Genomic DNA, 13359 nt, shown 5'->3' with positions numbered 1-13359 from the left:
AATTATTCATAAAATGTTTGTTCGTTCATAGGAGGGGATGATGAACGAATGGCTTAAAAAGTTCATCGCTTCTTTAAAAGGTGCGTGGGCTAAATGGACCATAATTCAAAAAGGAATATTATTCGGGATTGTCGCGGTCGCCGTCTTTGCGCTGATCCTTTTGCTTAATGTTTCTTCAAAACCGACTACAGTCCGTCTTTTCGGTACTCCGATCACCGATGAAAATGCGCGGAACGCTATCATATTCAGACTTGATCAGGAAAATGTCGAAACTTGGGTAGACTCCGCCGGATACATATCGGTCGCAAATGCGCAAACCGCGTACAGAATGCGGGATCTTCTTCTTGCCGAAAATCTTGTTCCGTCAAACGTTAATCCTTATGCATTTTTTGATCAGACTAATTGGGCTACGACCGATTTTGACCGTGAAATCCAATGGCAGAGAGCTACCACACAGTTGGTCAAACAGCACCTTGAAGCTTTGTCCGACGTAACCTACGCGGACGTTAATATCGTAAAGCCCGAGCGGACTTTGTTCGCTTCGGAGCAGAATCCGGTTACGGCCAGCGTTATCTTAAAAGTCGTGCCGGGCAGCGATCTTCTTACCAGCCGCCGCAGGATTCTCGGAGTTCAAAACCTGCTTTTAAAAGCGGTTGAAGGGCTTACCGCCGAGAACGTGACTATTGCGGACGGCGACGGAAATATTCTTAACGATTTCGGAAGCATGGCCGACAGCGACAGGGTAGACCTGGTTGCAAAAGAGCAAAAACTCATCCAAAAACTTGAAACCGAATACCGTGCGAAAGTTCTGCGAGCTCTTCAAACTACATTGACCGAAGACCGTGTCCGCGATCTGAACATAAAGATCGACATGGATATGTCCAAGCGCTCATCGCAGTCCACCGAGTACAAACCCATAACTATCAGAGCGGATAATCCCGATACCGTTTACGACGATTCCGAATTGCGCGACACTTTTCCGATTTCTTCTCAGACCGTAACAAAGGAATGGCAGGGTACGGGATATAATCCCGAAGGGCCTGCGGGAACCGAAGGTCAAACTCCGCCCGTTTATTCGGATATGTCCAACGTCATAGGCCGGTCTACGGAAACGGCTGTAACTCAGAACAATGTGATTAACACTACGACTACGCAGGAAGAGAGAAGTCCTACGATCGACCGTATAACGGTTTCCGTAAACATCGACGGAACGTGGACAAAAAAATACGATAAAAACCACAACCTTGTAATCAGCGACGGGCGAATAGACCGCGAATATACGCCGGTTTCGCATGAAGATCTGGAAAAATTGGCCGACTATGTCCGTAATTCCATAGGCTATGACAGAGCGCGCGGTTATGCGGTTACGGTTACGAATATTCAGTTTGACCGCACGTCTCAATTTGCCGCCGAAGACGAAGCGTATTTCAGAGCGATGCAGACAAGGACGACCGTTTTGATGATTCTCGGCGGCTTGGCCTTGATACTGCTCCTGTTCATAATTGTCAGATTTATCGCCCGGGAATTGGAGAGGCGCAAGAGGCTGCGCGAAGAAGAGCTTTTGCGGCGGCAGCAGTCCGCCAGAGAGCAGGCCCTTTGGGACGCAAAAGAGGAAGGCATGGAAGTTTCCATGTCCGTCGAAGAACGCCGCCGCGCAGAATTGCAGGAAAACGCGATTGCAATGGCAAAAGAACATCCCGAAGATGTCGCAATGCTGGTGCGCACCTGGTTGATGGAGGAATAAGATCATGGCAGAAGCTACAACACCCGCAAAAGCAGGAACTTCATCAAAGAAAAATTCAAAGGACTATAAAAGTCTTACCGGCCGTCAAAAGGCTGCGATATTTCTCGTTTCGTTGGGAAGCGACGTCTCTTCGGATATAATGAAACATCTGCGTGAAGACGAAGTCGAAACCCTCACTTTTGAAATAGCCAGGCTTGAAAAGGTAGACGCGGATTTTAAAGACGCGGTTCTTGAAGAATTCCAGGAACTCATGAGCGCGCAGAATTTTATCACGACCGGCGGTATAGATTATGCGCGTGAACTGCTTGAAAAATCATTGGGAAGCCAAAAGGCTATAGACATTATAAACAGGCTCACGAGCTCTTTGCAGGTGCGCCCGTTCGACTTTATCCGTCGTACGGATCCGGCTCACCTGCTTAACTTTATTCAGCAGGAATATCCTCAGACCATAGCCCTTATTCTGGCGTATTTGGAACCCAACAAGGCTGCGGTTATCCTTCAGAATCTGCCCGAAGAGATACAAGCCGAAGTTTCAAAGCGTCTAGCTACTATGGACCGCACTTCGCCGGACGTTTTGCGCGAAGTCGAACGCGTTCTTGAAAAAAAGCTTTCCACACTGTCGAGCGAAGATTATACCGCAGCCGGCGGAGTCGAAAGCATTGTAGAAATTCTTAACCTTGTCGACCGCTCTTCCGAAAAATCCATCATCGAATCGCTCGAAGAAGACGATCCCGATTTGGCCGAAGAGATCAAAAAGCGCATGTTCGTTTTCGAAGACATCGTCATGCTCGACGACCGCGCGATTCAGAAAGTTCTGCGCGAAGTCGATACGCAAGAGCTGTCAAAGGCGCTCAAAGCCGTCGATACGGAAGTTCAAGACAAAATTTTCAGAAATATGTCGAAGCGCGCCGCAAGTATGCTTAAAGAAGATATGGAATTCATGGGACCGGTACGGTTGAAAGACGTCGAAGAATCCCAGCAAAAGATCGTATCGACTATCAGGCGCCTTGAAGATTCCGGTGAAATCGTTATTGCACGCTCTGGAGAAGACGAGCTTGTTACATGACGGCAAATTTGTGCTTGAGGTAAAAGATGGCAAAGACAGTATTCAGACCGAATGAAATAAAAAAACGTCCCGGCGAAGTCATGTTAAAACTTGTGCACTCTTACGAACCTAAAGTCGAAGAAGTTGTTGAAGAAGCTCCCGTGTACGAAGGTCCTACCGTCGAAGATCTTAAGCGCGAAGCCGACGAATACCGCGCCCGCTGGGAAGATGAAAAAAAACTCATGCTGGAAAAAGCGCAGGCCGAAGCGGCGGAAATAGTTTCTAAGGCAAAGGACGATGCGTTCAGCGAAGTAAAAAAACAATCCGATCAGGCGCAGGTGATAAAGACTGATGCCCAAAATAATGCTGCGCAGATAATAAAGGAAGCTCAAGAGCAGGCTTTAAAGATAATCGACGAAGCTCATGCCGAACAGGAAAAAATAAAACAGCAATCGTCGAAAGAAGGCTATGAAAAAGGACATGAGGACGGCTACGTATACGGAAAGGCGGAGGCGGATCGGCTTGTAGAGCGCATGCATACTATTTTGACTGCGGTTATGCAGCGCCGTGAAGAAATATTGCAGGAAACCGAGCAGCAGATCGTAGAGCTTGTTATCCTTATGGCCCGAAAAGTCGTAAAAGTGCTTTCGGAAAATCAAAAGAACATAATCATGAACAACGTTTTGCTGGCTCTTAAAAAAGTCAAGGGGCGCGGCGACGTTATTCTCCGCGTAAATTTGGAAGACGTAAAGATGACGGCCGAGCACACGCGGGATTTTATAGAGCGCGTTGAAAATATAAAAAGCATAAGCGTTATTGAAGATTCTTCGGTTGAAAGAGGCGGGTGTATAGTGGAAACGGATTTCGGCGCTATCGACGCTCGCATTTCAAGCCAGCTGAAAGAACTTGAAGATAAAATCCTTGAAGTTGCGCCCATAAAAACAATCACAAAGTCGGATATAATCAATCCTGACGCGTAAATCCTGCGGATCGTTTTTCGGGGGAATTTTAGGGGATGAAAGATGAGATCGTCATACACGGCTGAATTTGATTTTGCAAAATATTTAAATGAAATAAAAAGGACGGAGACCATTTTATACGTGGGGCACGTTTCTGCCGTAAACGGACTTGAAATTGAAAGCGTAGGGCCTCGTTCCGTTATAGGCGAAATGTGTACTATCCGCATTCCGAGCACTAAGACCGAGCTGATGGCCGAAGTTGTAGGACTTTCGGGCACGACGGTTAAACTTACGGCTTTCGGCGACACAAAGGGAATTGAAGTAGGATGCGAAGTAGTCGCTTCCGGTAACGTTCTTCAGGTGGGCGTGGGGCCTAAACTTTTAGGGCGAGTTATCGACGCTACCGGCCGGCCGTGCGACGGACTGGGCGACGTCTCGCCTGAAAAATTTTATCCTGCGGTAGCTTCTCCTCCCGACCCTATGACGCGAAAGCCTGTGGAAAGACGAATTTCTACGGGCGTCCGGGCGATAGATTCACTTCTTGCCGTGGGCAAAGGGCAGCGGATGGGAATTTTTGCGGGATCCGGAGTGGGAAAGTCAACCCTCATAAGCATGATAGCGCGGAACACCGACGCCGATATAAATGTCATAGCCTTGATAGGCGAACGCGGACGCGAAGTTTTGGATTTTATCAAGCGCGATCTGGGCAAGGAAGGACTTAAGCGTTCTGTAGTAGTCGTTGCGACGAGCGACCAGCCTTCAATATGCCGGCTTCGCGCAGCATACGTCGCTACGGCGGTAGCCGAATACTTTCGCGATCAGGGAAACGACGTAATGTTTATGTTTGATTCGGTCACGCGCTTTGCGCAGTCTCAGCGCGAAATAGGCCTTGCAAACGGCGAACCGCCTGCGCAGCGCGGCTATCCTCCCAGCGTCTTTGACATGATACCCAAACTCCTTGAGCGCACCGGCACGAACGACAAGGGATCCATTACGGCTTTTTATACCGTCCTTGTGGACGGGGACGATATGAACGAACCGATCACCGACAAGGTAAGAGGAACTATTGACGGACACATCGTTTTAAGCCGCGCGCTGGCGCAAAAATACCATTTTCCCGCTATCGACGTTTTGCAGAGCATAAGCCGTCTTTCGCGCAGAGTTTCCGGACTGCAGACACGAAAAGCCTGCGGTGTCATAAGGGAGCTTATGGCGTCTTACGCCACTAACGAAACCCTTATAACCACAGGGAATTATCAAAAAGGAAATTCCGCATTTATCGACAGGGCGATTGAAAAACACGACGCTATTGAAAATTTTTTAAAGCAGGAAGAATTTGAAAAGTGTACGATGGAAGAAACTTTGACGCGGCTTTCCGAACTTTCCGAAATCGAAATTCCGGAAGAAGAATTCAAAGACGACGCGGGAATGATGATAAGATCCGTCGCACAGATTGCGGACGAGGCCGCCGCAGCCGCCGCTGAAGAATGAAAAAATTTGATTTTCCGCTTGAAAAAATTCTTAAATTGAGACGATTCCAGCAGGAGCAGGCTGAAATAGAGCTTGGAAAAGCTCTGCAGGAAGAGCAGGCTATTCAAAACAAACTCGACTTGATTGCGCGACAGCATGCGGCGGCTGCGGCGAATATCAAAGGGTCTTTAGACTTTGAAGTTATAAGTTCCGCTCAGCAGTTTTTTCGTTTACTTGAAATTCAAAAAGAAGCTCTGCTGAACGATTTGGCTGAGGCCAAACTTGTAAGCGAGCAAAAACGCCGCGTTCTTCAGGAAAAAATGAAAAAGACGGCTTCCCTTGAAAAACTCGGGGAAGAAGAATATGAAAAATACAGACAGGAATCGTTTCGCGAAGAAGAAGCTGTCGTCGACGATATAATAAATTCCCACTTCGGAAGAAAAAACTGAAGCCGCCGCAAAGCTCCTGCTAGGCTCATGACTCCTGTGCGCTCGCATATCTTCCGCGCTGCCCCAGGCTTCTGCACGGACTCATAAGGCTCTCCTTACTAATAGTGAAATGCGCTTCCTCCAATGAATTCGCGTATTATCGAGCGGTCGGGTACGTCTGTCGGCGGAATAGGCGAAAAATTGCTCAAAAAACCTAAAAGCCTTGACGCTTCCGAGTATTCCTTTTGATGCGGTTTTACCGCGCGCAGCAACGGTTCTGCAAATATTTTTAGAACGGAAAGTTCGTAATCCAGCGCCGTGTTAAGCATGGCGTCCGCATTCCCTTGGAACGGAAAGATATGAAGTTTTTCGCCCCTTTGCACGTTGTCCCACATGAATATCGTCTCTGCGGCGCTTTTCCCCCTAAATTGCGCGTCTCTGACTATGCGCCGTATCAGGCGGTTGTCGCTCGTCGAAATGCGGTTGTGGTCGTCAAGATTTAACTGAGTGAGAGCCGAAAGGTAGATCTTGAATTTGAGGTCTGGGTTTATAAGGGGAGTGAGTTTATCGTTCAGACCGTGAATGCCTTCAATGATGAGAACGTCATTGTCTGAGATCTGCATCTTTGTTCCGTCATAGAAGCGTTTGCCGGCGGTAAAGTCATACATGGGCATGTTGACTTCTCTACCTGAAAACAGATCATTTAGAAGTCCGTTCAAAAGAGGAATATCCAAGGCCTCAAGGCATTCGTAATCGTAGTTTCCATCTTTATCTTTCGGATTTTTATCGCGCCCAACATAAAAACTGTCAAGGCTTATAAGCTGGGGATGATAGCCTATGGCCTGCAGCTGTAAAGCGAGCTTTTTTGAAGTTGTGGTTTTGCCCGAACTTGAAGGCCCCGCTATGAGTATAACCTTAACATGAGACCTCTCATGTATTTGATCTGCAATGTCTGCGATGCATTTAGTCTGGAACGTTTCGTTTATGTTTATAAAATCGTTTATTTTACGGTTTTTTATAAGCTCGTTAAGAGAAGCTGCCGACGTAACGCCGATTTGTTTTCCCCATTCTTTATAGCGTTTATAGATCGAAAAAAGCGTAGGAATATCTCGGAAAGAAGGAATTTCCTGAGGTTTCCCCGTCGTTGGGAAGCGGAGCAGAAAGCCTTCGCCGTAGGGCATCAGGTCAAAATATTTTAAAAACCCGGTAGAAAAGACGAGCGGGCCGAAAAACATATCGGAAAAATCGCCCAGAGTGTTCATTCTGACGTATGGAGGGCTTATGCAGTCGAGCTGTTTGCAAGTTTCGGTGAGTTTCAGTTTTGTAAAAAGCTCTACGGCGTCGTGATAAGATACGGTTGTGGTTTCGATTTTGCGGTCTTTGCCGACGATATTTGCCATTTCCTTTTTCAGACTGTCTATTTCTTCCTGCCGGATGCGGCGGCCCGTGTCCAGGGTATAGTAATAGCCGTATCCAAGGCTGTGTCCTACGAGTAAGTGCGACTGCGGAAAAAGATTGTGGGCCGCCGCCGCAAGCAAAAAGCACAGGGATCGCCTGTAGACGGCCGCTCCGTACTTGCTGTTGGCATATATGGGGTCCACACCGGCGTTATATAAGATAGGCTGTCCCAGAGAAAAGATTTCGTTGTTGACGGCGACGGCTAAAATAGGCTGCGCCGTTTTTTCAAAATCATTAAGAAATTCAAAAGCCGTCGTTCCTCTCGGAAGCTGTAATTCCTTTCCCGACGGAAAAGTTATTTTTATCTTATTCATCATTTTTCGTAGTGCTTTATGAGTGCCTGAGTTCCGAGGTCTCCGTTGCCTTCTTTTTCAAGTTTTTTATAATTTGAGAGCACACAGCTTAGGACGTCGAGATGCAGTCCACTTTTTTCGGCTTCCTCCAGTGCGAGCGACATATCTTTTACGAAGTGCTTTAAAAAAAAGCTGGGAGTAAAATCTTTGTTTATGATCTTTTCACCTAAAAAATCGAGCTGTTTGCTTCCCGCCGCTCCTGATGATATGGACTTTAGAAGGACATTTGCGTCAAGTCCCTTTGCCTGTGCGTAAGACAGAGCTTCGCATACGCCCGACAGATTGCCGGCTATCATGATTTGGTTTGCCATTTTTGCATGCTGACCGCATCCGGCCCTGCCTTGATAATTTATATTCGTTCCCATGGCTTTAAACAGGGGCATGCATGTTTCAAAATCTTTTTTATCTCCTCCAACGAGGATCGAAAGCGTTCCGTTTTTAGCTCCCGTTTCTCCGCCTGTAACCGGCGCATCGAGCACGTGCAAGCCTTTTTTGCTTCCCGCATTGTATAATTTTTCTGCTAGGGTAGGACTTGTGGTTGTCATGTCGATAAGATATGCGCCTTTTTCCGCGCTGTCCATAATGTTGCCCGGCGAAAAATATACTTCTTCAACGTCTTTGGGGAATCCTACGATAGTGATGACGGCTTCGCAGCTTTTTACGCAGTCCGCTATGGTAGCATGAAACGACGCTCCTTCTTTGATAAGGTCCGACACCTTTTCTTTGGAGCGCGCGTATATGCGCATTTCAAATCCCGCTTTCATAAGATTTCTTATCATGGATCTTCCCATAATACCTGCGCCGATAAATCCTATTTTTTTCATATTTACCTCCATGAATTTTACGGAAGAATCATTGCGGTGTTTGCCGATAACAAATCAGATTGTGCGCAAGGCAGCTTAGGCACGGGACAACAAAATAGAGCGTACTGGATTTGAACCAGTGACTTCTACCGTGTGAAGGTAGCACTCTACCACTGAGTTAACGCTCCGAAAGTATATATTCTAGTATTGCAAAATAGTCGTATTTTGTCAATTTAGTGAAACGGATTATCGGTACGGATTTGCACGAAACCTGCGGCAAGTTGCCGCTCGTAACACCTGTAACAGTTGATAAGTTATGTTAAACATCGACCTGACCGTCCCGTGTGCGGACAGCAGTACTGCGCTCGGATTTCAGCCCTGCGCGGTGTTGTTTATAAGTGAATTGCCGTATATACTTATTTTTATGAGGGCGGACGGATATCAGACAAGGGGCAAAATACAAATTCTTTCATTTTTGGAGTCAAAAAAAGATACGGCTGTTTCCGTTCAAGATATCGCTTCTTATCTTAGAGAACACGGCGAAGATACCTGTATCACTACGATCTATCGGCGGCTTGAAAAATTGATCAACGAGCGAAAGGTCATACGGCACACGGCGGAAGACGGGAAAAAGAGTCTGTTTCAATACATCGCGGACGATACCGGCTGTCTTCATCATCTTCACGTTCAATGCACTTCATGTCTGAAAATAATACATCTTGACTGCAACGATTCCGAAGAATTTATCCGGCATCTTTCTTCCAAGCACGGAATCGTGCTCGATTGCAAAAAAACTGTTTTATACGGTCTTTGCGAAAACTGCGGTAAAAAGCTGTAACTTGTAAGTTGCACATCAGCGTGCGACAAACGCGTCCTTATAAAATATTAAAACTTGAAATTTGGGCTATTTTTTCAAAACTAATTGACACAAATTTTTTTTTGTAGTATAAAATGCAAGTCGTTTGCATATTAAAAATGCAAATAGTTTGCAAATTATATTTTGAGGTGATTAAATGAAAAAGAAATTACTTTTATCGCTCGTTTGTTTCAGTTTGATTTTTGCCGGAGCCCTTTGTTTCGCGGCTGAAGTAAAGAATCCCGCTTTTAGTAAGGCCGGGAAGATCAAAGTTGTTACTACAATATTTCCCATATACGATTGGGTAAAAAATATTGCAGGAGAAAATGTGGATCTTACTTATCTGCTTGAAGGCGGCGTCGACCTGCACAGCTGGCAGCCTTCGGCGCAAGATATGGTAAAAATCACTACGTCCGACGTATTTATTTATGTGGGCGGGGAATCGGACGCTTGGGCGGAAAACGCTCTTAAAAATGCGATGAACAAAGACCTTATCGCCGTTAACCTTATGGACATGCTGGCCGATAAGGTGCGGACGGAAGAAATTGTAGAAGGAATGCAGGCGGCCGAACACGATCATGATCATGATGATGATCACGAACACGATATTGCCGATGATTCGGAACATGATCATGATGATGAAGAAGAAGAATATGACGAACATGTGTGGCTTTCTTTAAAAAATGCGGCGGCCGTGTGCGACGGACTTTCCGAGATATTTTGCAGCCTTTTGCCGTCAAAAGCCGATACGATCTGCAGCAGCGCCGGCGCTTACATAAAAAAACTTTCGGATTTGGACAAAGAATATGAGCGGACTATTAAAAACTCAAAGAAAAAAGTCATTTTAGTTGCGGATCGTTTTCCGTTTCGTTACCTTGTTGACGATTATGATCTTGATTATTATGCGGCTTTCGTAGGATGTTCGGCAGAAACTGAAGCGAGCTTTAAGACCGTCGCGTTTCTTTCAGGCAAGTCCGACGAATTGGGTTTGAACGTGATCCTTGTTATGGAAAAATCCGACAAAAAAATTGCCGATACGGTCATTAAAAACAGCAAGAAAAAAGATAAAAAGATAATGACGCTGGATTCAATGCAGTCGGTTACGGCAAAACAGGTGGCCGACGGCGCGTCGTATTATGCGATCATGAAAGGAAATCTTGACGTCCTTAAAAAAGCTCTGAATTAGTTTGAACTTACACGCGGCGCACAAGGCGAGATTTCGCCAGCGTGCTGCGTGTGGTAATGACGTGATTCAATGCGAGTCCTTGAGAAAGCGTTTGAATTTTACTATACTTATGTAATGAACGTTTATCCTGTGCAGGGCAAAAAGATCGTTATCAAGGGCGCCCGCGAACACAATCTTAAAAATATAGATATAGAAATTCCTCGCAATAAATTGGTAGTGGTTTCGGGGTTGTCGGGTTCCGGAAAAAGCTCCCTTGCCTTTGACACGCTTTTTGCCGAAGGACAGCGGCGCTATATGGAAAGTCTTTCTTCTTACGCTAGGCAGTTTTTGGGACGTATGGATAAACCCGACGTAGATTTGATAGAAGGTCTTTCACCGGCCATATCGATAGAGCAAAAAAGCACTAATAACAATCCGCGCTCGACAGTGGGAACGGTTACTGAAATTTATGATTATTACAGATTGCTCTATGCCCGTATAGGGGTCGCCCACTGTCCGAATTGCGGCCGCGTCATTCAAGAGCAATCCGTCGATCAGATAATAAATACCGTGATGAGCTGGGAAGAGGGAACGAAACTTCAAATTCTTGCGCCTGTCGTACGCGGAAAAAAGGGCGAACATCAAAAAATTCTTGACGACGCGCGCGCCGCAGGGTTCGTGCGCGCCAGAATTGACGGAGTGCTTGCCGATCTTACCGAATCGATAAAACTCGATAAGCAAAAAAAACATACTATCGAGCTTGTGATCGACCGCATCGTTTTAAAAGACGATGTGAGAAAAAGACTTGCGGATTCTATTGAAACGGCTCTTAAAAGCGCTAACGGCATCATAACGGTTTCCCGCCGAGTGAATAAGGAAGATGCGGCTTTCGCGGAAGTTATGAAGGCCGTCGCCGCAAGCGGTTCCGCCGTAGATTTGAGCAAGGATTACCTTGAGCAGGAAGTGTTTTTCAGCCAAAAAAACGCCTGTCCCGACTGCGGTATTTCGATTCCGGAACTTCAGCCGCGTCTTTTTTCATTTAACAATCCTTTCGGCGCCTGTCCCGAATGCACAGGACTCGGCGAAAAAATGGAATTTGATCTGGACCTTATGATTCCCGACAAGCATAAATCTTATAATGAGCACGGAATACTTCCTTATAATCCTTCTTCAGTATGGAATACGTGCAGGTTTAAGGCTGTGGCGGACGCTTACGGATTTTCGCTTGATACTCCTTTTAACGAGCTCACTGAAAAACAAAAAAACATGATAGTAAACGGTTCCGACAAACCGCTGCACTGGGTATACTACAAGCAAAGCGGTACGGGTCAGTCTGAATACAACCAGCCTTGGCCCGGAATTTTTGTCGACATGAAAAGGCGTTATATTGAAGCGTGGGGCGACGCGATGAAAGAGAGCCTTGAAAAATTTATGGCGCACCGCATATGTTCTTCGTGTTCGGGAAACAGGCTCCGTCCTGAAGCCTTAGCCGTTACCGTAGGTGGAAAAAATATCATAGAGTTAAGCGCTCTTTCCGTTCTTGAAACGATTGATTTTTTTGAGAATATTGAACTTACCGAAACCGAAAACCATATTGCCGCGCAGGTTTTAAAAGAGATCCGCTCAAGGCTTTCATTTTTAAAAAACGTCGGGCTTGATTATCTTACCCTTGACCGTTCGGCCGGAACTCTTTCAGGAGGCGAAGCGCAGCGGATCAGGCTTGCCACCCAGATAGGTTCCGCTCTTACGGGAGTTATGTACATTCTTGACGAACCTTCGATCGGCCTTCACCAGCGCGACAATCAGCGCCTCATAGACACTCTTACCTATCTTCGAGATCTCGGGAATTCCGTGATAGTCGTAGAACACGATGAGCAAACTCTTCGCACCGCCGATTGGATCGTAGATATAGGTCCGGGCGCTGGCATACACGGAGGAAGGGTTGTCGCGTCGGGAACGCCGGAACAAGTTGAAGGAGTACATGAGAGTTTTACCGGGCAGTTTTTATCGGGAAAGCTCAGTATGGATATCCCTTCACAAAGGCGGCAGGGGAACGGTCATACGCTCATATTAAAAAATGCGAGTGAACACAATCTTAAGAACGTAGACCTTTGTATACCGCTCGGAACTTTTACCTGTATAACGGGCGTTTCCGGTTCCGGAAAATCTACGCTGCTTTCCGACGTATTATATCCTGCTGTGAGCAATAAACTCATGCGCACAAAATACCCTGTGGGCCGCTGCGGCGAAATTTCCGGGCTTGAGCATATAGATAAGGTTATAAATATCGACCAAAGTCCCATAGGCCGCTCGCCGCGTTCGAATCCCGCAACCTACGTAGGCGTGTTTAACGGCATCCGCGATCTTTTTTCATCGCTGCCGGAAGCTAAGGCCAGAGGATATTTGCCCGGCAGGTTCAGCTTTAACGTAAAAGGCGGACGCTGCGAGCACTGTCAGGGAAACGGCACTATAACTATCGAAATGAATTTTTTGCCCGACGTTTATATAACGTGCGATGTGTGCCACGGCAAAAGGTTTAACAAAGAGACGTTGGAAGTTACATATAAGGGTAAAAACATTGCCGACGTTTTAGACATGACGATAGAGGAGGCCTGCGAATTTTTCCCGCAGATTCCGCATATAGCCCGCAAACTTGAAACTCTCAGATCCGTAGGGTTGGGATATATTCAGCTGGGGCAGTCGGCTCTCACCCTTTCGGGCGGAGAAGCCCAGAGAGTAAAGCTTGCAAACGAGCTTGCGCGCGTTTCAACAGGCAAGACCTTGTACATACTTGACGAACCTACGACGGGGCTTCACTTTGCCGACGTAAAACAGCTTATGACGGTTATCCAAAGGCTTGCGGATCAGGGAAATACGGTCGTCATGATAGAACACAACCTTGACGTAATATGCCAGGCAGACCGCATCATTGACTTAGGCCCCGAAGGAGGCTTTAGAGGCGGGCGGATAATAGCGGAAGGAACGCCAGAGCAAGTGGCTTCGGTTGAAGGATCGTACACCGGATTTTACATTAAACAGATGTTTGAAAATAAATGTAAGATGAATGTAAAATAGATA

10 protein-coding genes and 1 tRNA gene are annotated in these 13359 nt (G+C 46.5%); 8 read left to right on the top strand and 3 right to left on the bottom strand.

What is annotated here, in order from left to right:
- Positions 1 to 37 precede the first annotated feature (37 nt).
- Genes fliF through fliJ form a run of 5 tightly spaced genes read left to right on the top strand, consistent with a single transcriptional unit; the run spans position 38 to position 5667 of the window.
- A complete protein-coding gene (gene fliF, locus HRI96_RS07495; RefSeq protein ID WP_346267158.1) occupies positions 38 to 1744 on the top strand; it encodes a flagellar basal-body MS-ring/collar protein FliF in 1707 nt (568 codons plus the stop codon).
- 4 nt (positions 1745 to 1748) lie between these two features.
- The gene (fliG, locus tag HRI96_RS07490; protein ID WP_210116767.1) at positions 1749 to 2810 is read left to right on the top strand and encodes a flagellar motor switch protein FliG; all 1062 of its coding nucleotides are present in this window, start codon (positions 1749 to 1751) and stop codon (positions 2808 to 2810) included.
- Between the two features lie 26 nt (positions 2811 to 2836).
- On the top strand, positions 2837 to 3769 hold the full coding sequence (gene fliH / locus HRI96_RS07485) for a flagellar assembly protein FliH (RefSeq protein ID WP_210116766.1): 933 nt from the start codon (positions 2837 to 2839) through the stop codon (positions 3767 to 3769).
- Positions 3770 to 3811: 42 nt separating this feature from the next.
- Complete coding sequence (locus HRI96_RS07480; RefSeq protein WP_210116765.1) at positions 3812 to 5239, top strand: FliI/YscN family ATPase; 1428 nt, start codon at positions 3812 to 3814, stop codon at positions 5237 to 5239.
- Positions 5236 to 5667 carry a flagellar export protein FliJ gene (gene fliJ, locus HRI96_RS07475; RefSeq protein WP_210116764.1) on the top strand — a complete coding sequence of 144 codons (432 nt, stop codon included), beginning with the start codon at positions 5236 to 5238 and terminating at the stop codon, positions 5665 to 5667. The genes HRI96_RS07480 and fliJ overlap by 4 nt, the downstream gene beginning before the upstream one ends.
- 98 nt (positions 5668 to 5765) lie before the next feature.
- On the opposite strand, the gene HRI96_RS07470 is transcribed toward fliJ, so the two are convergent.
- The 3 genes from HRI96_RS07470 to HRI96_RS07460 all read right to left on the bottom strand — a co-directional run bounded on the left by HRI96_RS07470 (position 5766) and on the right by HRI96_RS07460 (position 8448).
- Positions 5766 to 7418 (bottom strand): nucleoside kinase, encoded by a 1653-nt coding sequence (locus tag HRI96_RS07470; RefSeq protein ID WP_210118656.1) that lies wholly within the window; start codon positions 7416 to 7418, stop codon positions 5766 to 5768.
- Entirely contained in the window at positions 7418 to 8293 is an 876-nt protein-coding gene (locus tag HRI96_RS07465; RefSeq protein WP_210116763.1) for an NAD(P)-dependent oxidoreductase, read from the bottom strand. The genes HRI96_RS07470 and HRI96_RS07465 overlap by 1 nt, the downstream gene beginning before the upstream one ends.
- 83 nt (positions 8294 to 8376) lie before the next feature.
- Positions 8377 to 8448, bottom strand: a tRNA-Val gene (locus tag HRI96_RS07460).
- 128 nt (positions 8449 to 8576) lie between these two features.
- Here HRI96_RS07460 and HRI96_RS07455 point away from each other — a divergent pair.
- From HRI96_RS07455 to uvrA, 3 genes are all read left to right on the top strand, one after another.
- Entirely contained in the window at positions 8577 to 9098 is a 522-nt protein-coding gene (locus tag HRI96_RS07455; protein ID WP_210116762.1) for a Fur family transcriptional regulator, read from the top strand.
- 175 nt (positions 9099 to 9273) lie between these two features.
- Positions 9274 to 10302: a metal ABC transporter substrate-binding protein gene (locus HRI96_RS07450; RefSeq protein WP_210116761.1), complete on the top strand. Its 1029-nt coding sequence runs from the start codon at positions 9274 to 9276 to the stop codon at positions 10300 to 10302.
- 114 nt (positions 10303 to 10416) lie between these two features.
- Entirely contained in the window at positions 10417 to 13356 is a 2940-nt protein-coding gene (uvrA, locus tag HRI96_RS07445; RefSeq protein WP_256729181.1) for an excinuclease ABC subunit UvrA, read from the top strand.
- The last annotated feature ends 3 nt before the right edge of the window (positions 13357 to 13359 follow it).

This window comes from Treponema parvum, assembly GCF_017893945.1.
Classification (GTDB): Bacteria; Spirochaetota; Spirochaetia; order Treponematales; family Treponemataceae; genus Treponema_D; species Treponema_D parvum_A.
Note: the sequence above shows the minus strand (reverse complement) of the source record. Positions and strands in the feature narration are given on the sequence as shown.